The organism is Alphaproteobacteria bacterium (genome assembly GCA_040905865.1).
Taxonomy (GTDB): Bacteria; Pseudomonadota; Alphaproteobacteria; order UBA8366.
Map to the genome: position 1 here is coordinate 1 of JBBDQU010000059.1, position 20,497 is coordinate 20,497.

A 20,497-nucleotide genomic window follows, 5' to 3' on the forward strand; every position below is an offset into this window, starting at 1 on the left:
CCTGGTCCCAAGCGGAAAGGGGCCGCAATATTGCGTTTTTCCGCAGCCTGTTAAATGGAGCCCGCAAAAAGGCGCTTCCAACCAAACTCGACCTGATCTAACCGATGCGGGCAAACCATAGTCGCGGCCGCAGGCAACTGGCCAGCAGGAACAGGGCCAGTAATCCGCCGGTGTAACGGAAGGTCGACTGGAATCCGGACAGGAAGGCGTTTTCCGCACCCCCTGCCGCTGCCCCCTGCTCCATCGTTACGAATAGCAGCGACAACAGGCTCGCCCCCAGCATGACGCCGACGGTGCGGGTGACCATGACGAGGCTTCCGGCGACGCCGCGGTCGGCGCGCGGCAGCACCGCCGTCACGAGGTCGAGGCACGACACCTGGAACAGGCCGAGCCCGATGCCATTCAGGATCAGGGCGCCCACCATCACCGCCGCCGGCGCATCGTAAGGCCAGAACCCGATACCGAAGACGCTCATTGCGACGCACATGCCGCCGGCCAGGGCGATCCGGCTGGCGCCGACCCGGTGCGCCAGATTGCCGCCCAGTTGCGCCGCCAGGATCGTGCCGAACCCGCCGCAGGCGAGGATCACTCCGGAAGCGGTGATCGGCAGGCTGGTGGCGCGGGTCAGGTAATACGGCACCAGCAGCATGATGGAAAAGGCGGTCAGGTTGACGGCGATATTGGTCAGGTTCACCAGCGTGAAATCGACATTGCGGAACACGCCCAGCACGATGATCGGCGCCGGCACGCGGCGTTCATGGACCACGAACCAGGCAAAGGCCGCAAGCGTGCCCGCGCCCAGCAGCGCCATCGCCAGCGGCGGCAGCCCGGCGCCGCGCAACTGGCTGAGCAGGAACAACAGCAGTCCCAGCGACAGCACCAGCAGAACCGCCCCCATCAGGTCGAAGGCGCCCGTCGCGCGCTCGCGTACCGGCATGTGCAGAAAGAAGGACAGGACCAACACGATTACGGAGATCGGGAAGCGGAACCAGAACACCGCGGGCCAGCCCCAGGTTTCAACCAGCAGCCCGCCCAGCGACGGGCCGATGGCCGCGCCCAGCCCGAAGACTACCGTATAGGCCCCCAGCATGCGCGCCCGCATGGTTTCGTCGAACAGCCCGGTGGCCAGCGCCGGGCCGCAACTGATGACCATCGCCGTCCCCACCCCCTGCAGCACCCGGGCGACCAGCAGCCATTCCAGTTCCGGCGCCCAGGCGCAGAACAGGAAGGAAACGGCGCAGAGCGCCAGCCCGTAGCGGAATACGCGCTGATGCCCGAACAGGTCGCCCAGCCGGCCGAATACCAGCAGCAGGCTGGCATAGGTCAGCACGTAGCAGATGACGACCCACTGGATCGACGGCAGCGGAATATCCAGGTCGCTGGTAATGTCGGGAAAGGCGATATTGACGGCGCTGTCGAGCGGCCCGACCAGCGTCCCGAAGCCGATAACGCTGAATTTGAGCCATTGGCGCATCATCGAGGGTCACGCCCGGCTGAGCGAGAGAATGCAACTCGACGCGCGCCGCACCAGAATTCCCGCAATGAGGAGGTTCAGGATATTGAAGCCGATGGCGTTTATGAAGGCCGCATCGTAGGAGCCGGTGAGGTCGTAGATCGCCCCCGCCATCCAGCCGCCGACCGCCATGCCGATCAGGGTGAACAGCAGCACCACGCCGGTGCGGCTGCCGGCATCGCCCGCCGGGAAATAGCCCCGCACGATCATCGCATAGGACGGCACGATGCCGCCCTGGGTCAGGCCGAAAAACGCCGCGGCCAGATACAACCCCTGCAGGCTGTTGACAGGAATGAAAACGGCAAGCGCAACCATCTGCAGGAAGGACCCCAGCATCAGCGTCTTGAGCCCGCCGATCCGATCGGAAATCCAGCCCGAGGTCAGGCGGCTGACGATCCCGCAGGCCAGCATCAGCGACAGCATCTGCGCGCCGTGCACGGCGGTGAATCCCAGATCCCCCGCATAAGAAATCAGATGCACTTGTGGCATCGCCATGGCGGCGCAGCAGGCGATTCCGGCAATACAGAGCAGGCACTGCAACTGGCCCGGTGCGAAGCCGAGCGGCCGCACTGCCAGCGGCGCCGCCGCTGCGCCGGTTTCCGCCGGCGCCCTGTATTTGGGATACAGGAACGGCGCGAGCAACACCGTTAGCGCCATACAGAATACCCCGACACCGAAATAGGTATCGCGCCAGCCATACAGGTCGATGAAATACTGCAGGACCGGCGGCCAGACCGCACCGGCGAAATAGCTGCCGCTGATGACGATACCCACCGCTAGCCCGCGCCGCTGGATAAACCAGTGCGATATATCAGCGACCAGCGGAGCGAAAAAGGCCGACGCGCCCAGGAAGCCGATCAGCAGCCCGTGGATCATGGCGAAGGACAGCAGCGACGACGCCTGCGTCGCCAGAAGGAACCCGCCGCCAAGGCAGATTCCGCCGAACAGCGCCGGGACCATGATTCCCGCCCGGTCGGACCAGCGGCCCATTATCACGCCGCCCAGCCCGTAGCCCAGCGTGTTCAGGAAATAGGGCAGCGATGCGCCGGACCGCGACGCGCCGAATTCCAGTGCGATCGGTTGCAGCGTGACGATGGCGGCGTACATCCCGGATCCACCCATCGTCAGCAAGGTCAGCGACAGGACAAGGCGGATCCAGGCATAGCCCGCCACGCGCCCGGATACGGTGGAGTCGGACAAGGCGGCTTTCCCGGTTCAGGCGGCGATGTGCCGCCGGTGGCGTTTCAGGCGGTTACATGGCGCTTTCGGGAACGCCCCAGGCCTTGGCGGCGTATTTCTGACTGACGATGTCGAAGACCACGCCGTTGGGATCGCGGAATTTCACCTCTGTCGCGTCCCGCGGCGCGCCGGGCACCAGCATGTGATACTTGCCGCCGTTCTGCTCGATTGTCTTCTGGTATTTGTCGAGGTCATCGACGACGAACCCCATATGGTGCAGCCCGTGGAAATCCTTGCCGCGTTCGTCGCCGGCCTGCTCGTCCGTCTTGAACTTCAGGATCGCGAGGCTGACGATACCGTCGGACAGCATGATGACGATGGGTGATTCGAACACCCGCTCCATCTCGAATGTCTTCTCGTAGAACTGCGCCGCCGCCTCCATGTCGGGAACGGTAACGCCGATGTGCCGCAGCTTGGCCATGATGTCCTCCCTATCGCACGGACAGTCCCGTGGATTCGCGCCAATTGTACCGCAGGCGCGGGCATACCGGCAATGCTGCGCTATCGCGCCCGGTACATTGCATAGCCCTTCGCGCGCAGGTCGCAGGCCGGGCAGGTTCCGCAGCCATAGCCCCAGTCATGCAGCGTATCGCGCGTGCCGAGGTAACAGGTATGGGTGCGTTCGCGCACCAGATCGACCAGCGCCGCCCCGCCGAGGTCTTCCGCCATCGCCCAGGTTTCCGCCTTGTCGATCCACATCAGCGGGGTATGCAGCACGAAGCGCCGGCCCATGCCCAGATTGATCGCAAGCTGCATCGCCTTCACCGTATCGTCGCGGCAATCCGGATAGCCGGAATAATCGGTTTCGCACATCCCGGCGACGATGTGGCGCGCATCGCGGCGATAGGCGATGGCGGCGGCGATGGTCAGGAAAACAAGGTTGCGCCCCGGCACGAAGGTATTGGGCAGTCCGTCCGCCCCCATGGCGATTTCCGCCTCGCGGGTCAGCGCCGTATCGCCCAGCGACGCCAGCACCGAAAGGTCCGCCATGTGGTCCTCGCCCAGCCGCGCCGCCCAGTCCGGAAACGCCGCCCGCAGCGCCGCCGTGACGTCGGGCCGGCATGCCAGTTCCACCGCATGGCGCTGCCCGTAATCGAACCCCACGGTCTCCACCGCCCCGAACCGCTCCAGCGCCCAGGCCAGGCAGACGGTCGAATCCTGCCCGCCGGAAAACAGGACGAGGGCCTTTTCGGTCGCTTCGGTCGCAGGGGGCATGGATACTCCATTTCGGGTTTACAGGCGAATCAGGAACAAATTGCGAACATCGTGCGTTGACGCTATACTGTCAATCGACCTTCCTGTCGCCGCCACCGTAACCGCCGCCGGGCCGATGCAGCAACTGACCGATATCATCCTTGATTTCAAGGCCTTCCTCCGCGACGGAACGCGCGCCTTTATCCCCTTCCGACTGCGGATACGCGAACCGCGCCTGGACGGGGATATCGGGCTGTATTTCTGCTTCGTGGATTGCCCTGCCCTGAAGTTGACGGATTTCCGGGTTCCCGGCGATAACCGCAATCAGGCCTGCAGCGTCGCGACGGACATTGTCCGCGCGCATTTCGACGCGGAACGATACGCCCTGACCGACGGGAACGGCGATCCGGTGACGATTCCGGATGTTCCTGTAACCTGGCAGATGAGTACGATGCGATTCCGGCCAGAAGGCCTGCTGCCCCGGCCCGTGTTGTTCAAGACAGACGGCATTGTCCTCAATTTCGAGGCCTTCACCCTGAACCGGAAGGATGCAACGGGAAAGGCAACGCCGTTCTCGCTGCGGGTCCGGCACCCGGTCATGGACGCGGAGGGCGGGCATTACACTTGCGAGATCGAATGCCCCTTCCTGCGCGCGGCGCCCTATCGAATCCCCGGTGCGGACGATGCGCAGGCCTGCGCCCTGGCGGTCAGCTTCATCGGCCTGATGCTGAAGGATACGGATTTCACGCTGGTCGACCGGACCGGAAACCCCGTGACACTGCCGGACGTGCCGGTATCCTGGCCCCAGGCTCTTGGGGAGTATGAGTCCTCGTAGCAATTCCCCCGGATACTATAACTCAGTAGGGAATTATTTCTTGACATATTAAGAATATTGTCTTATATTGTCATAAAATTCAAAGACCTTATCACTTTTCGCAAGCCGTCCGCTAACCAAAGCGGGCGGTTTTTATAATTTTGGAGAATCTATTTCCATAATTTCAGCTTATCGACAGACTCCCCCACACCATACCAATAAAAAAAGCTTAAAGAGACCAACTGAGTACATACCGAACCCGATGGGCCGAATAGGTCGCGGACACTGGGTTAGTACAACTGTCACCACAGATAATTCATTGGCAACTCGCCTTGGAAAATTCGGGCGACGACGCACGCCTAAAATCGTGGCCGGACCGTCGACATTCGGCAAACCCGTAGGCAGGAATCAACCCAATCAATCGCATGATGTCGCCGAAGTTGAGAACCTGCTCGACCGAACGGGCCACTATGATGCATCGCTGACCGATGGCTCAACGGGATACTTCAGTCGCCGGCTGGATGCGGCAATACGCAATTATCAGTCTGACAGTAATCTGACATCAGATGGAATTGTAGCTCCCAATGGGCCGACGATTGTTTCTCTGTATAACGAAGCTGAAAGCCCTGCACGAGGAGCGACCGAAGTTTGGGAAGGAAGCGAAAACGGCACCGTGACTGCCGTTGCAATCCCGGCAATTGCATACAAAATCGCAGAATACTTTGGCATCGCGGTTATCGCTGCCTGGACCTGGTGGCAAGGGATGTCACCGGAACAGCGCGAGGGCATTCTCCGACGAATTGACGACGACGAAACAGAAGAAACGAATAGAGAACATTGTGAAGATCTGCTAAACTATGAAGATGGTCCCAGGTGCAACGATCTCTCGAACAAAGGAGAAGGAGAAGCAGCGGCAATGTGTTGGAAATCCGCCAATGAGCGATACTCTGCCTGTCGCCGCGGCGTTCCGATAAATGAACTGCCGCCACTAAATGCATGGAACAACTGACCGACGTCATTCTCGAATTCAATGCCTTCCTCCGTGACGGAAAGGGTGCGGTTACGCCCCTGTCTGTACGGATCCGGCATCCGACCCTTGGTGAGGAAGGGCTCTCGCATTCCTGCATTGTCGAATTCCCCTTCGAGCGCCGGAAACCTTTCAGGATATCCGGTGTGGACGCGCAGCAGGCCTGCATCCTGTCTTCCGACTTCATCCGGTCGATGCTCGAAGGCCGCGAATACACAGTGATCGACCGGGACGGCAGCCCCGTCCCGGTGCCCGATGTGCCGGCCTCCTTTGCCTATAACGTTCAAGGTTTCGGTCAGGCCCGCCGCCGCAGCGCGAGACGCAAGTAAGGCACGCCGTACGTAAGCCACCTTGCAGGCGTTCGGTTCGACCGCGCCTGTTTGTAGCAGCGCGCGGGAATGGGGTCACTTGATCCGGAAATGGTTCCGCAGGGCCCCCCTACCCCGCATCCTCCAGCACCATGCGGCTCGCCTTTTCGCCGATCATGATCGACGGGGCGTTGGTGTTGCCCGATGTCAGCGTCGGCATGATCGAGGCGTCGGCGACGCGCAGTCCCCTGATGCCGCGCACCCGAAGCCGGTGGTCGACCACGGCCATGGGGTCGCTGTCCGGGCCCATCTTGCAGGTGCCGACCGGGTGGTAAGTCGTCTCCGCGTTGTTGCGGGTCCATTCCAGCAGCTCCTCGTCGGAATCGACGTCGATGCCCGGCGCGATTTCGTCCGTGACGATGCCCTGCAGCGCCGGGGCGGTCATGATGCTGCGCAGGAAGCGCATGCCTTCCACCGTGACGTCGCGGTCGAGCTGCGCCGACAGGAAGTTGAAGTTGATCGCCGGCGGGGATTTCGGGTCGGCGGCGGTCGCATGGATGCTGCCGGTGCTTTCCGAGCGCAGGATATGGGTGAAGGCGGTAACCCCCGATTCCCTGGCCAGCGTGTAGTTGTTGCCGATCAGGAAGGGCGCCCAGCCGATCACCGCGTTCGGCGCTTCCAGCCCCGGGCGGGTGCGGATGAAGGCGCGCAGCGGGGCCGCCGTCATGCCGAGCAGTCCCTTTTCGGTGAACGCGTATTTGAGGGCCTGGAAGACGAGGCCGAGGCCCTTCGCCTTGTCGTTATAGGTCAGGCCGAGTTCGGGCGGCACCTTCCAGCGCATGCGCGGCGCGTAATGGTCGCGCAGGTTCTCGCCGACGCCTTTCAGTTCGCGATGCACCTCGATGCCCAGATCCTTCAGGCGTTCCGGCTGGCCGATGCCCGAGAGCTCGAGCAGTTGCGGCGAATTCACCGTACCCGCGCTGACGATGACCTCGTGGTTGACCAGCGCCTCGTGCTGCCGTCCGTTCACGGTATAGCGCACGCCGAGGCATTTGCCGCCCTTGACGATCAGCCGCTCGGTCAGGGCATTGGCCTGGATCGTCAGGTTCGGGCGGTTGCGCGCGGGGTCGAGGTAGCAATGCGCGGTGCTCATCCGGCGGCCCTTGCGGATCGTCGTCTGCGACATGACGATGCCTTCCTGGGTCTCGCCGTTGTAATCTTTCGGCGAGGGCAGCCCGACCTGCCGGCCGGCCTCGATAATCGCGTCGTAGAGCGGGCCCGATTCCAGGCTTTCCGAAACCTTCAGCGGCCCGTCATGGCCGCGATAGCCTTCGTCGCCTTCGCCCTTGTAGCTTTCCATCGCCTTGAACACCGGCAAGACGTCGTCATAGCTCCAGCCGCGATTGCCGAGCTGCGCCCAGATGTCGAAATCCTGTTTCTGGCCGCGCACGAAGACCATGCCGTTGATCGAACTGGAGCCGCCCAGCAGCTTGCCGCGCGGCACCGGGATGCGCCGCCCGTTCGATCCCGCATCGGGCTCGGACGAATACAGCCAGTTGGCCGCCGGGTTCTGGATCAGCTTGGCGAAGCCCACGGGGATGCGGGTCCAGGGATGGCTTTCGCGCCCCGCTTCCAGCACCAGCACGGTGTATTTGCCGCTCTCGCTCAGCCGGTAGGCGACGGCTGCCCCGGCCGAGCCCGCGCCGACGACGATGTAATCGAATGTCCGGCTTTCCATCGTCACGCCGCCGCTTCCAGCACCATGCGCGATGCCTTCTCGCCGATCATGATCGACGGCGCATTGGTGTTGCCCGATGTCAGGGTCGGCATGATCGAGGCATCGGCGACCCGCAGCCCCTGCATGCCGTGCACGCGCAAGTGGTCGTCGACCACCGCCATCGGGTCGCTGCCCATCTTGCAGGTGCCGACCGGGTGATAGGTGGTCTCCGCGTTCTTCTTTACCCAGTCCAGCAGTTCGTCATCGGCGGTGATGTTCACGCCGGGCGCGATTTCATCGGTGGCGATGCCCTGCATGGCGGGGGCGGTCATGATCCGGCGGGTGATGCGCATCGCTTCCAGCGTCACCTCGCGGTCGAGCCGCGCCGACATGAAGTTGAAGTTGATCGCCGGCGGCTGTTTCGGGTCCGTCGAGGCCACATGGATGCTGCCGGTGCTTTCCGAGCGCAGGATATTCATGATCGCGGTCACGCCGGACTGTTTGGCAAGCTGGAAATTCTCGCCGATCAGGAAGGGGACCCACGAGATCGCCGCATCCGGCGAATCCAGCCCCTCGCGGGTGCGGATATAGGCGCGGATCGGCGCCGCCGGCAGGCCCAGCAGCCCCTTGTTGGTCAGGGCGTATTTCAGCGCCTGGAAGACGAGGCCGAGCCCCTTCGCCTTGTCGTTATAGGTCATGCCCAGCGACGGCGGCACGGACCATTTCATGCGCGGCGAATAATGGTCGCGCAGGTTTTCGCCGACGCCCTTGAGGTCGTGATGGACCTCGATGCCGAGGGTCTTGAGGCGCTCCGCCTGGCCGATGCCGGACAGTTCCAGCAGCTGCGGCGAATTGATCGACCCGCCGCTGACGATGACCTCGCGGTTCGCCCGGGCTTCCACTACCTCCCCGTTCAGGGTGTAGCGCACGCCGACGCATTTCTTTCCCTCGATCAGCAGGCGTTCGGTCAGGGCATTGGCCTGGATGGTGAGATTCTGCCGGTCGCGCGCGGGGTCGAGATAGCAATAGGCGGTGCTCATCCGGCGGCCCTTGCGGATCGTCGCCTGGGTCATGCCGATGCCGTCCTGGCTGGCGCCGTTATAGTCCTTCGTATAGTTGATGCCGTTCTGGCCGGCGGCCTTTATCAGCGCGTCGTAGATTTCGCCGGTCTCGAAATTCTCGTTGACCTTCAGCAGCCCGCCCTTGCCGCGATATTCGTCATCGCCGTCGCCCTGATAATCCTCCATCTCCTTGAAGATCGGCAGCACCTCGCGGTAGCTCCAGCCGCGATTGCCGAGTTGCGCCCAGGTGTCATAATCATGCGACTGGCCGCGCACGAAAACCATGCCGTTGATAGAAGAGGACCCGCCCAGCAGCTTGCCGCGCGGAATCGGAATGCGGCGCCCGCCGGTGCTTTCTTCCGGTTCCGACGAATACAGCCAGTTGGCGGCGGGATTTTCGATCAGCCTGGCGAAGCCGACGGGGATACGCGACCAGGGGTGGCTTTCCCGCCCGGCTTCGAGTACCAGCACCCTGTGCCTGCCGCTGGCGCTCAGCCGGTTGGCCAGCACGGACCCGGCCGAGCCTGCCCCGACCACGATATAGTCGAATGTCTGGTTTTCCATTTTCTTAGTTCCCCCGGGAAGCCCTGTCCGCGATGCAATTGCCTAGCCTGCCAAAGAACGGCGCAGGCGGCAATCTCCCGGCGGCCCGTTTTCGTCCGCCTTACGCGGCCAATTGATCCTGACGCCAGCCCCAGGTCACCGCCCAGCAGTTGCCGCTGCCCTCGAGGCAGAAAACGGTGCCGTTACCCGGCTTGAACTCGACCCCCATGCGCCCTTCGTCGCCGCAGATCAGCCGCGCGGCGGATCGGACGAGGTAATCGACATGGCCGGCCATCATCAGGTCGCCGCCGGCGTTCTCGATCTCCTTCATGAAGGGGGTCAGGTCGTCGCCCGTGCCGATCCCGTAGGGCGCCAGGGCGACGCGGTCGCGCAGGCCCAGCTTGTCGCCGATCCGCTCCGCCGTCTGCTGGGTCCACAGTTTCTCGCTGTGCAGGATCCGGACCGGGGCGGCGCCATAGGCCTTCAGGCGGTCGCCCAGACGGTCCGCCTCGATGCGGCCCTGTTCGCTCAATGGCCGGGCGGGATCCTGTTCCGCCGTCATCGCATGGGCGTGATGCACCAGATAGAGTTTCATGTTGTTCCTCTCTCGTTGCCGCCATCAGCGGTCGAACTGTTTCGCGTATTCCGCTTCCTTGTCGTGGATCGCCATTGCCGCGGCGACGATGTCATCCTTCATTTCCGGCGGCACGACAATGATACCGGTTTCGTCGCCGAAGACGATATCGCCCTGCCGGATCTGCACGCCGCCAATGGTCAGCGGCGTCCGCAGGCTGACGGTTTCCAGGTCCCACTGGCTTTTCACCGGGGAAAAGCCCTGGCAGAAGACCGGGAAACCGAGGCCCCGGATTTCATGGGCGTCGCGGGTCGCGCCGTTGATCACCGCCCCGGCCACGCCGCGCGCGCCGGCGCGCATGCAGTGGTTTTCGCCCCAGGTGCCCGTATCGGTGCGGCCGCCCGCATCGATGACAACCACGTCGCCGGCCGCTGCCAGTTCGCCCGAAACCTGCGCGTGTTTCACCAGCGCGTCCATCCGGCCCGCCGTCGCGTGTTTCGGCGCCTGCTGCACGGTGAACGCGGTCCCGACCATTTTCGCGCCGGGTGTGCCGAGATAGGCATAGCCGTGCAGCACGGTGCGCGGCAGACACATGCCTTCCATGGCGTCGCTGATATGCCCGCTCTGCAGTTTCAGAAACGCGTCACGGTCTGTATCGCTGAGCGCCATCCTTCATCTCCCCATGCTGTTCGGTCGAACTGTATCATCGCGCTGCGGGTGCGGCTATCCGTCCGCCCGCTTGTTCGCCCGCACCAGCAGGGCCATTTCCTGCGCCATCGCCAGCGACTGCGGCAGGGACAGTTCGGTCGATTTCCGGAACACCCGTTTGGTCGCCAGCAGCGCCTGCCGGTCGAATCCGGCAAGGGTCCGCGCCATCGCCATGGCTTCGTCAAGCACCGCATCGTCCGCCACGACCCGGTTGATCATGCCCAGGGCCAGCGCCCGCGGCGCCGGAACGTTTTCGCAAAGGGTCATCAGTTCGAAGGCCGCCTTGGGCGCGATGCGGTGCACCAGTCCCGGCGTCACCGCTGTCGCCGCGATGCCGCGCTTGACCTCCGGATAGCCGAAGATCGCGCCCTCTCCGGCGACGACCATGTCGGCGGAAATCGCCAGGTTGCAGCCGCCGCCCAGCGCATAGCCGCGCACCGCCGCAATGATCGGCTTGTCGGTGCGGTCGTTGATTGCGTACAGCAGCCCCGAGGCTTCGCCATGCCGCCGCGCCGCCGCCGCATCCAGATTTCGGTTCGCTTCCGCTTCCTTCAGGTCGGCGCCGGCGGAAAACGCCCGTTCGGTACCCGCCATGACGATCACGGCGATTGCGTCATCGGCGTCCGCCGCATCGACCGCCGCAAGGATTTCCGCCACCAGCGCGGCGCTGAGCGCGTTCATCTGGCGTGGTCGGTTCAGTGTCAGTAGCCGGACACCATCGGTGTCTTCGCTCAGCAGGATCGGTTCGTCGGTCATGGCGTCGGTTTCCCCCATCGTTGCGCGGGGCCGACTGGCCACCGCAAATTTCCCGCGCTAGAGCAGATCTTGGTTGGCTGGAATCGCCTTTGGCGATCCAACAACCATGTGAATCTGATCTATCTTATTGAAAAGATATCACCTTCACAGGTTTAAAGGGAACCTGTCGCGGTTCCCTTTAAACCTGATGTGCTATAGTCTAGCCCCGCAATATCCTGGGAGGGAAGCGATGCAGCCGCTGCGTATGCTGGCGACGACAGGGATGCTCGGCTACGGTTACACGGAAGAAGCCTTCCGGCGCGGCGTGGCGCAGGGGCTGGACTTCATCGCCGCCGATGGCGGCTCGATGGACCCCGGCCCGCATTACCTGGGCGAAGGCATCCCCTTTGTCTCGCGCCAGGCGATGAAGCGAGACATATCGCTGATGCTGGAAGCCGCGGTTGAACAGGGCATCCCGATGCTGGTCGGGTCATGCGGCGGCGGCGGCAGCGAACCGCAACTCGCCTTCGTCCGCGAAATCGTCGAGGAAGTCGCGGCGGAAAAGGGCCTGCATTTTACCATGGCCCTGATTCATGCCGAGCAGTCGCCCGCCTCCCTGAAGGCGCGGCGCGCCGATGGAAAGGTCGAATCCCTCGGCCCCATCGCGGAACTGACCGACGATGTCATCGATTCGAGCCACCGGATCGTCGCCATGATGGGGGTCGAACCCTTCCAGAAGGCGCTGCGCGACGGCGCACAGGTCGTGCTGGCGGGGCGGGCGACCGATGCCTCAATCTTCTCGGCCATTCCGCTGATGCGCGGCTATGATCCCGGGTTGTGCTGGCACCTCTCCAAGATCATCGAATGCGCGGGGCAGGTCGTCACCCCGCGCACGGGCCAGGACTGCGTGCTGGGCACGCTCATGGGCGACCATTTCCTCGTCGAGCCGGGCCATCCGGACAAGATCTGTACGCGGATGAAGATCGCCGCGCATACCCTGTATGAAAATCCCAGCCCCTATCACCTGGAGGAACCGGACGGCACGCTGGACACCACCGATGCGCAGTACGAACAGCTGGACGAGCGCGTCGTGAAGGTCAGCGGCAGCCGCTTCAAACCTTCCAGTTGCTATACGGTGAAGCTGGAAGGCGTGAAGAAATCGGGCTACCGAACGGTCTTCATGGCCGGGGTGCGCGACCCGATCCTGATTTCGGTAATCGACGACTTCATCGCCGCCTGCCATGAACGCGTCGCCGGCGAAGCCGCCAGCCTGGGCATCGCGCCGGACCGGTACCGGCTGAACATCCGGGTCTACGGCAGGAACGCAACGATGGGCCTGCGCGAACCGCTGGCGGACCAGGTCGGCCACGAGATCGGGCTGCTGGTGGATACGCTGGCGGACGACCCGGAAACCAGCAAGGCGATCATGGCCAAGGCGCGCTACGCGCTGCTGCATACGGACTTCCCCGGCCGCAAATGCATTTCCGGTAATCTTGCGATTCCCTTCTCGCCCTCCGACATGCCCGTCGGCATGACCTATGAATTCAGCGTCTGGCACCGGATGGAAATCGCCGATCCGCTGGAGCCCTTCCCCATCGATATGATCGAGGTCTGACCATGGCGCGACTGATCGATCTTGCCAGTGTATTGCGGTCCAAGAATGCGGGCGCGCTGCTGTGCACGTTGGACGTCATGTTCGAAGAGGAATCGGTTTACAGGCGCGTGCGTGACAGCGGCGTGCTGACGGCGGGGCTGATCGCGAAACTGTACGGGATATCGGACAACGAAGTCTCGATCATCCCGTATGACGTGGCCTACGCCATCAAGATCACGATCCCGCGCCTGCACAAATCCGGCGACCCGGACGATTCCGACATTTACGGCGCCCAGCAGCACGCCCCGCTACTGGATATCGATATCCCGGAATAGATCAGATTCATGCGATTGCTGGATCGCATGAATCTGATCGCCCTGTTTGACAATAGAGCACATCAGTCCCGCAGGGTCGTGACGACCTGTATTTCGGAATGCAGCGTGCGGTGGACCGGGCACATGTCGGCGATCTGCAGCAGTCGGGCGCGTTGTTCGCCGTCCAAGTCTCCTTCGAGGGATAACTCGCGTTCGATGCGGTCGATTTTGCCGGTGCGGGTTTCGCATTCGGCGCAGTCCTTCGCATAGACCTTGCTGTGCCGCAGGGTCACCGACACGTGGTCCAACGGCCACTCCTTGCGCGCCGCATAGACCCGTAGCGTCATAACCGTGCAGGACCCGAGCGCCGCCAGCAGCAGGTCATACGGCGATGGGCCCGTATCCGTCCCGCCCAGCATACCCGGCTCGTCCGCCAGGAACCGGTGCGACCCGGCCACGACTTCGGTCTGGAACGTGCCGGGGCCCGCGTCGCGGACGACAACTGCGGTATCTGAAGACACTCAGTCAGCCTCGTTCGGCTGCCGCAGCCCTGGCGGCTCCAGTTCGGCAGACAGCTGCTTTTCAATCGCACCCCGGGGCCTTGTGAACCGGGCCAGCAGATCATACAGCACCGGCGTCAGGAACAGCGTCAGCAGGCTGGCGAAGAACAGCCCGCCGATGATCACGGTACCGATAGCCTGGCGGCTTTCCGCCCCTGCCCCCGAAGCGATGACCAGCGGCACTGCGCCCAGCACAGTGGAGATCATAGTCATGAGGATTGGCCGCAGGCGCAGCACGGAGGCTTCGATGACGGCTTCGCGGACGCTATAGCCCTCGTCGCGCAATTGATTGGCGAATTCGACGATCAGGATACCGTTTTTCGCCATCAGCCCGATCAGCAGGATGATGCCGATCTGGCTATAGATGTTCAGCGACATGCCCCCGGCCCATAGCGAATAGACGGCGCCGGCGAGCGCCAGCGGCACGCTGAGCATGATGATGAGCGGGTGTATGAAGCTTTCGAACTGTCCGGCCAGCACCAGGAATACGATCAGGATCGCCAGCGCGAAGGTTATGGCCACCCCGCTGGAGGTTTCGAGATACTGCTGCGACTGGCCGGCGAAACTCAGCGTCGCTTCCGGCGGCAGGGTTTCCACGCCGGCATCCCGAATGAATTCAATCGCCTCACCCATCGCGAATCCGTCATTCAGCGCCGCCGTAAGCGTGATCGAGGGCAGCCGGTTGTAGCGCCGCAGCGCCGGCGCCTCCGCCGTTTCAGCAAGGGTCACGAGCGCCGCCAGCGGTACCAGCGACGTCCCGTCGCCGGCCCGGATGAATATGCCGGAAATATCATTCGGTGTCTGACGGTCCGCATCGGCCGCCTGGAGCAGCACCGGGTATTCGCGGCCGCGATCGACGAAGGTCGTCACCTCGCGCGAGGCAAGCATCGTCTGCAGCGTCGCGGCGACGGTCTCGACACTGATACCCAGATCGTCCGCCTTGGCCCGGTTTACCGTCAGGTTGAATTGCGGCTGGTTCTGTTCGAAATCGATTTCGACATTACTCAGCCCGGGATGGTTTTCCGCCTTCTCCAGGATCGCTTCGGCCCAGACTTTCACGCTTTCATAATCCGGGCCGCCAATCACCGCGCGCAACGGCGTGCTGCTGCCACGCAGGCCAAGGCCCGACGGGGCCGCCGGGAATCCCTTCGCGCCGGTCAGATCACTGGCCATCGGCCGCAACTTCTGCATGATCTCCATATGCGTCAGGTCCCGCTCCTCCCAGGATTCGAGGCGCAGGACGACGAAGGAGCGGTAGGGCCGGCCCCAACTGCCGGAGAATGCGAAAATGGTGTTGATGCCGAGTTCATCCTTTACCGCGACGATGCGGTTTTCCAGCTTGCGCGCCTCGCTGTCGGTAAAGGCGAGATTGCTGCCTTGCGGTGCTGTCAGCGGAATGAACAGGACGCTACGGTCCTCCTTGGGCGTCAGCTCACGCGGCAGGTTTTCGTACACGAGCCAGCTGGCGCCGGAAAAAACGGCGGAAAACGCGATCACCAGGACGGGCATGCCGATTGATGCGCGGATCGCCTTGCGGTACCAGCGGTTCATCCAGCCTTCCCGCGCCGCCGATTCCGGGTCCTTCGCGGCGGCGCGCGGCTTCAGGATGATCGAGGCCAGGGCGGGACAGGCGCTGAGCGCAACGAAGGTGGAAATCACCACGGCGCTGGCCATGACAAAGCCGAATTCGGTGAACAGCCTACCCGCCGCCCCCTTCAGGAAGGAAATCGGCACGAACACAGCGATCAGGGTCACCGATGTCGCCAGAATCGCGAATGTTACCTGCCGCGCGCCGAACACCGCCGCCTGTAGCTTCGATTCGCCCAGCGCCAGACGCCGTTCGATATTTTCCAGCATAACAATGGCGTCATCGACCACCAGCCCAATGGACAGCAGTAATGCCAGCAAAGTCAGCACGTTAAGAGAAAACCCAAGAAAATGAATGAAGAAAAAGCAGCCAATCAGGGCAATTGGAATGGTAATCGCGGGAATCAGCGTTGCCCGCCACGACCGCAGGAACAGCAGCATGACCAGTATGACCAGGCAGAGCGATAGGCCCAGTGCGATCGACACCTCGCGGATCGACGCCCCGACGAAGATCGCGTCATCAGAACCGACATGGATGGCCATGCCTTCCGGCAGCACATTTTTGAGCCGTTCGATTTCGGCGCGGACATTATTGGAAATGGCGATTGTATTCGCCTGCGACTGCCGGACGACCGCGATACCGATGGCGGGCTCGCCATTATTGCGGACGACAGTGGACGTATTTTCAACTCCCCTCTCGACACGGGCAATGGCGCCAAGCCGGACCGGGTAGCCGTCATTCTGACGCAGCACGATGTCGCGAAACTGTTCGGGCGTGGAAAGGCGGCTGTTCAACCGCACTGTGAACAGCCGCGTCTGGGACTCTATTTCGCCCGCCGGCAGTTCCACATTATTGCGCTGCAGGGCCGCGGCCACGTCGGCCACGGTCAGGTTACGCGCCGCCATTGCGCGACGGTCCAGCCAGACACGCATTGCCGCGCGCCGTTCGCCATAGATATCCACCGTCGCGACGCCATCCAGGGTCGTAATACGGTCCTTGATGAAGCGTTCGATATAATCGGTGATTTCCGCCGCGTTCATCCGGTCGCTGGTGACGGCCAGCCGCATGACGGGATCGGCGTCGCTGTCGTTCTTGACGATCCTGGGCTCGTCGACCTCATCGGGCAGCCGGCCCCGGACACGGCCGACGGCATCGCGCACGTCGTTGGCCGCCGCGTCGATATCGCGTCCGAGTTCGAATTCGATGACTGTTCGGCTGCGACCCCGACTCGATTGCGAGGTAATCGTCTTGACGCCGCTGATCCCCGCCACCGCGCTGTCGATAACTTCCGTGATATCGGAATCGACGATTTCGGGCGCCGCACCGGTGTAGTTCGTCGCCACCGTCACCACGGCGGCGTCGACATCCGGCAGTTCCCGAACCGGAATCTGCGTCACGCCGGCGATGCCGAACACGATGATCAGTAAACTGAAAACGGCGGCCAGAACGGGCCGCCGGACGGAAATATCCGAAAGTGTCACTGCGCGACCCTCGCCGCAGGTTGACCGGACGCCGGTGAATTCTTGCTCACCTGTCCGCCGCCCGGCCCTTCCCCGTTCTTCTCGCTGCCCGGCGTAACGACCCTGACGGTCGCGCCATCACGCAGCTTGCCCGTTCCCCGCGTCACCACAACACTACCCGGCGCGAGGCCGTCGGTGACTTCCGCAATTCCGAACTCCCGCCGTCCAACGTCGATGTTGCGGCGCGTGACCTTGTTGTCCTCAACGACGAAAACGAAGGCGGCGCCGGTTTCCGCGACGATGGCCTCTTCGGGAATGACCAGCACCTCATTGGCCGCGAGCGTCATTCGCAGATACATGAACATGCCGCGCGGCAGGGCGCCGTCCGGATTGGGGACCTCCGCGCGCACCTTGAAGGATCGGCTGACCGGATCGACACGGCTGTCGATCTGCGTCACCACGCCGGAGAATTCGCGATCCGGATAGGCGGCCGCCGAAGCTTCCACCTTCTGCCCCAGCCGGGTCTTGGCGAACAGATATTCGGCGACGGAAAACTCGATCTCGACGCTCGACAGATCATCCAGGGTCGTGATCACGGTGGTATCGGTCACCCGTGCGCCCTTGTCGTAGCGGCTTATACCCGTCTGCCCCGAAAACGGCGCCCGGATTGTCCGGTCCGCCAGCTTGCGCCGGGCGCGGGCTTCCGCGGCCTCGGCAGCGACAAGGTTGGAGGCAAGTTCGTCCACGGTCGCCTTGGTTGCCACATTCTTCTGCCGCAATACCGTGATCCGGTCCAGTTCCATCCGGGCCTTGTCGAGCGCCGATTCCGCTTCCTTGAGGTCGGCACGTTCAATATCGCTGTCGAGACGGACCAGGACATCCCCCGCCTTCACCTGCTGTCCCGGCTCGAAGGAAATCTGTTCGATCCGGCCATTGGAAAGCGGCACGATCTCGATGGACTGCCGGGCCAGCGTCGTGCCGACGGCTTCGGCAATGACCGGCATGGCCTGAATACGGGCGACGCCCGTTTCCACCGCGATGGCCCCGCCGCCGCGCACCTTCTCCGGCGGCGCCTCGTTGGCCCCGACATATTCTCCCCAGCCGAGGTATCCGCCATAGGCGAGACCACCCAGCAAAGCCACGAACAGCAACTGTTTCAACAGGGACATCGCATTAATCCATCGGACCGTTGCACGGGGCTTCCGCAGCATTCATCTTCTCGAGTGCCGTGAGCAAAAAATCGACCGCCGTGCAGTAAAACCGAATTTCGGCAAAATAAAAAATCAGACGCCTTCGATATGGCGCGTATTATGCGTTCTGCAAGCGTAATTGCTTGCGCCATAATACCGCAAATTCGGAGCGGCCGGAATACAGAATCGTGGCCTGACGGATACGGGGGCCCTGACGAAACTGCCATTCCGGCGTCAGGAGCGCGCACGAACGAAACAAGACGAACATACAGGCACGTGCCCCTGCACTGAAAACAGACGGAAATAACGCAGTCCTGCGTTTCAAATAAAAATTCTGTACGACCCGTCATTTTTTGTATTGGCAAGTCATGAAAGCGTAATATGCTTTCGGATATACTATGCGAGTCAGTAAACGAACGGTGATAGCACCATAATGTTCTGTTACTCACTTTCCCCAAGATCCGGCGCGAACGTCTCGCGCGCGTTTCCGGCAGCCGCTGATTTCCCAGCGGCTTTTTTTGTGCCGGGGCCGGATCGAAACAAGCAGGTTCCACATGAAGGAGATCCCCTTGGGCAAGCGTATCAACCGGAAAACCGCACGTGTCGAAACTCAGGTTCACTCCCTGTTCGCCGAACGGCTGCGCGCCGAAGCCGAACCGCGGTATACCCGCAATATCAAACCGAAAAACCTGAACCAGGCGCGTTTCATCGAAGCGCTTGAGGAAAATGATATGGTGCTGGGCCTCGGGCCGGCGGGTACCGGCAAGACCTATCTTGCCGTGTCCAAGGCGGTCGAGGCGCTGGAAAACGGCGACGTGAACCGCATCGTGCTGTGCCGGCCGGCGGTCGAGGCCGGCGAAAGCCTAGGGTTCCTGCCCGGCGACGTGGAAGCCAAGCTCGCGCCTTATCTGCGGCCCGTACATGACGTGCTGACCGAGCGGCTGGGCGGACGGCGGCTGAAATCGCTGATGGCCGAGGACCATATCGAAATCGCCCCGGTCGCCTATATGCGCGGCCGGACCCTGAACAATTCGTTCATCGTGATCGACGAAGCCCAGAACTGCACCTATGTACAGCTCAAGATGATGCTGACCCGGCTTGGCTGGAATTCCACGATGGTGCTGACGGGCGATCCCGAACAATGCGACCTGCTGCCGGGCATGTCGGGGTTGAAGGATGTCGCGGCGCGGCTGGAACCGAATGAAAAGATTTCCGTGGTGCGGTTCGATGCGGCGGATGTGGTCCGCCACCCGCTCGTCGCGGACATGCTGAACGTTCTCTGACGCCTGATCGGCAGGCGGGAAAAGGCCACGGAAATATATCCGGGCCTTTTCCCGCTTTCATTCCGGATTTGATGATATAGTCGCCGCCATCCCAACCACCCGCGGCGATACCGATGTTTCAGGTTTCCACAACGGCTGACAGTTCAATCCTGGCGATCTGCGGCGGCGTCCTGTCCGACCTCTGGGCGGCGAGCGGCAGCTATCCCTGGCTGACGGTTGCCTATCTGCTGGGCCCGATCCTGCTGGGCGGGATCGCGATCCTGATCATGGATTACCGTCCCCGTCCCGGCGGAATGCCGGACCGGCTGCTTCGCGGCGCGCGCGGCGCGCTGACCGCCCTGGGATTCGAACGCGCCTATGGCTGGGCGAAACGGCGCTGGCTGTTCCGGCGGGCGGACCGCGCGCTGATCGCCTTCGCCGTATTCGGGTTCGTGGCCGCCGGTTCCTTCCTCGGCTGGAAAATCGCGACCGGCACCGGGCCGCAGCAGCGCGCCATTGCCAGCGGAGAAACCGCAACGTCCTTTTCCCTGACCGATCACAACGGCCGGACCGTCAACGCGGATTCGTTCCGGGACAAATACGCGCTGGTCTCCTTTGGCTATACGTTCTGCCCCGATGTCTGCCCGACGACGCTGAACACCCTGTCCGTGGCGCTGGATATTCTGGGCGACCGCGCCGGCAGTATCGTCACCGCCTTCATCACCATCGATCCGCAACGCGATACGGTCGCCGTTCTTCGTGACTATGTGGCGAACTTCAACCCGCATATCCTGGGACTGACCGGTGCGCCGGATCATATCCGCACCATTGCCAAAGCCTACCGCGTTTATTACGCCCGCACCCCCGGCAGCGAACCGGACGATCCGGATTACCTGATGGAACATTCCGCCGGAATTTATCTCATCGGACCGGACGGCGGCATCGTGCAGACCTTCCCGCACAGTGCATCGGCGGAAGATATCGCCGCGGCGGTAAAATCCGTCCTGCCCGCGGCGCCGGTGTCCTGACGCCCGGGCAGGCCTAACAGGCTGCGGAAAAACCCTTCCCAGCGTCGCGCGGTCGTGATTCAATTCTC

The 20,497-nt window shown here is 62.8% G+C and carries 19 protein-coding genes; 7 read left to right on the forward strand and 12 right to left on the reverse strand.

The annotated features are described in order from the left end of the window. Positions 1-97: 97 nt before the first annotated feature. The 4 genes from WD767_12960 to queC all read right to left on the reverse strand — a co-directional run bounded on the left by WD767_12960 (position 98) and on the right by queC (position 3,967). Positions 98-1,477, reverse strand: coding sequence for an MFS transporter (locus WD767_12960; protein MEX2616998.1), 1,380 nt, complete (start codon positions 1,475-1,477; stop codon positions 98-100). A 6-nt stretch (positions 1,478-1,483) separates the two neighbouring features. Further along, a complete protein-coding gene (locus tag WD767_12965) occupies positions 1,484-2,713 on the reverse strand; it encodes an MFS transporter (GenBank protein ID MEX2616999.1) in 1,230 nt (409 codons plus the stop codon). 52 nt (positions 2,714-2,765) lie between these two features. Next, entirely contained in the window at positions 2,766-3,173 is a 408-nt protein-coding gene (locus tag WD767_12970) for a VOC family protein (GenBank protein ID MEX2617000.1), read from the reverse strand. Between the two features lie 80 nt (positions 3,174-3,253). Then, positions 3,254-3,967 carry a 7-cyano-7-deazaguanine synthase QueC gene (gene queC / locus WD767_12975; GenBank protein ID MEX2617001.1) on the reverse strand — a complete coding sequence of 238 codons (714 nt, stop codon included), beginning with the start codon at positions 3,965-3,967 and terminating at the stop codon, positions 3,254-3,256. A 40-nt stretch (positions 3,968-4,007) separates the two neighbouring features. On the opposite strand from queC, the gene WD767_12980 reads away from it, so the two are divergent. The 3 genes from WD767_12980 to WD767_12990 all read left to right on the forward strand — a co-directional run bounded on the left by WD767_12980 (position 4,008) and on the right by WD767_12990 (position 6,116). Beyond that, on the forward strand, positions 4,008-4,781 hold the full coding sequence (locus WD767_12980; protein ID MEX2617002.1) for a hypothetical protein: 774 nt from the start codon (positions 4,008-4,010) through the stop codon (positions 4,779-4,781). Between the two features lie 346 nt (positions 4,782-5,127). Then, the gene (locus WD767_12985) at positions 5,128-5,769 is read left to right on the forward strand and encodes a peptidoglycan-binding protein (protein ID MEX2617003.1); all 642 of its coding nucleotides are present in this window, start codon (positions 5,128-5,130) and stop codon (positions 5,767-5,769) included. Next, complete coding sequence (locus tag WD767_12990) at positions 5,757-6,116, forward strand: hypothetical protein (GenBank protein ID MEX2617004.1); 360 nt, start codon at positions 5,757-5,759, stop codon at positions 6,114-6,116. The genes WD767_12985 and WD767_12990 overlap by 13 nt, the downstream gene beginning before the upstream one ends. Before the next feature lie 109 nt (positions 6,117-6,225). Here WD767_12990 and WD767_12995 read toward each other — a convergent pair whose 3' ends face one another. The 5 genes from WD767_12995 to WD767_13015 all read right to left on the reverse strand — a co-directional run bounded on the left by WD767_12995 (position 6,226) and on the right by WD767_13015 (position 11,496). Beyond that, positions 6,226-7,833 carry a GMC family oxidoreductase N-terminal domain-containing protein gene (locus tag WD767_12995; protein MEX2617005.1) on the reverse strand — a complete coding sequence of 536 codons (1,608 nt, stop codon included), beginning with the start codon at positions 7,831-7,833 and terminating at the stop codon, positions 6,226-6,228. Positions 7,834-7,835: 2 nt separating this feature from the next. Further along, a complete protein-coding gene (locus WD767_13000) occupies positions 7,836-9,437 on the reverse strand; it encodes a GMC family oxidoreductase N-terminal domain-containing protein (protein MEX2617006.1) in 1,602 nt (533 codons plus the stop codon). A 100-nt stretch (positions 9,438-9,537) separates the two neighbouring features. Continuing rightward, positions 9,538-10,011: a histidine phosphatase family protein gene (locus WD767_13005; GenBank protein ID MEX2617007.1), complete on the reverse strand. Its 474-nt coding sequence runs from the start codon at positions 10,009-10,011 to the stop codon at positions 9,538-9,540. Between the two features lie 24 nt (positions 10,012-10,035). Beyond that, positions 10,036-10,659 carry an RraA family protein gene (locus tag WD767_13010; GenBank protein MEX2617008.1) on the reverse strand — a complete coding sequence of 208 codons (624 nt, stop codon included), beginning with the start codon at positions 10,657-10,659 and terminating at the stop codon, positions 10,036-10,038. A gap of 54 nt (positions 10,660-10,713) precedes the next feature. Further along, positions 10,714-11,496 (reverse strand): enoyl-CoA hydratase/isomerase family protein, encoded by a 783-nt coding sequence (locus WD767_13015; GenBank protein MEX2617009.1) that lies wholly within the window; start codon positions 11,494-11,496, stop codon positions 10,714-10,716. A 187-nt stretch (positions 11,497-11,683) separates the two neighbouring features. Here WD767_13015 and WD767_13020 point away from each other — a divergent pair, with 187 nt between their 5' ends. Then, a complete protein-coding gene (locus WD767_13020) occupies positions 11,684-13,048 on the forward strand; it encodes an acyclic terpene utilization AtuA family protein (GenBank protein ID MEX2617010.1) in 1,365 nt (454 codons plus the stop codon). 2 nt (positions 13,049-13,050) lie between these two features. After that, positions 13,051-13,362, forward strand: a complete 312-nt coding sequence (locus WD767_13025) for a DUF4387 domain-containing protein (GenBank protein MEX2617011.1) — start codon at positions 13,051-13,053, stop codon at positions 13,360-13,362. Between the two features lie 62 nt (positions 13,363-13,424). Here the strand turns inward: WD767_13025 and WD767_13030 are convergent, their stop codons facing one another. From WD767_13030 to WD767_13040, 3 genes are read right to left on the reverse strand one after another with little or no spacing between them, the layout of a single operon-like run. Further along, positions 13,425-13,862 carry an OsmC family protein gene (locus tag WD767_13030; GenBank protein MEX2617012.1) on the reverse strand — a complete coding sequence of 146 codons (438 nt, stop codon included), beginning with the start codon at positions 13,860-13,862 and terminating at the stop codon, positions 13,425-13,427. Further along, positions 13,863-16,970: an efflux RND transporter permease subunit gene (locus WD767_13035; protein ID MEX2617013.1), complete on the reverse strand. Its 3,108-nt coding sequence runs from the start codon at positions 16,968-16,970 to the stop codon at positions 13,863-13,865. It lies immediately after the preceding gene. After that, positions 16,967-18,118, reverse strand: a complete 1,152-nt coding sequence (locus WD767_13040; GenBank protein MEX2617014.1) for an efflux RND transporter periplasmic adaptor subunit — start codon at positions 18,116-18,118, stop codon at positions 16,967-16,969. The genes WD767_13035 and WD767_13040 overlap by 4 nt, the downstream gene beginning before the upstream one ends. A 575-nt stretch (positions 18,119-18,693) precedes the next feature. Between WD767_13040 and WD767_13045 the strand changes: the two genes are divergently transcribed. After that, positions 18,694-19,422 carry a PhoH family protein gene (locus tag WD767_13045; protein ID MEX2617015.1) on the forward strand — a complete coding sequence of 243 codons (729 nt, stop codon included), beginning with the start codon at positions 18,694-18,696 and terminating at the stop codon, positions 19,420-19,422. Positions 19,423-19,535: 113 nt separating this feature from the next. Further along, positions 19,536-20,429, forward strand: a complete 894-nt coding sequence (locus WD767_13050; protein ID MEX2617016.1) for an SCO family protein — start codon at positions 19,536-19,538, stop codon at positions 20,427-20,429. The last annotated feature ends 68 nt before the right edge of the window (positions 20,430-20,497 follow it).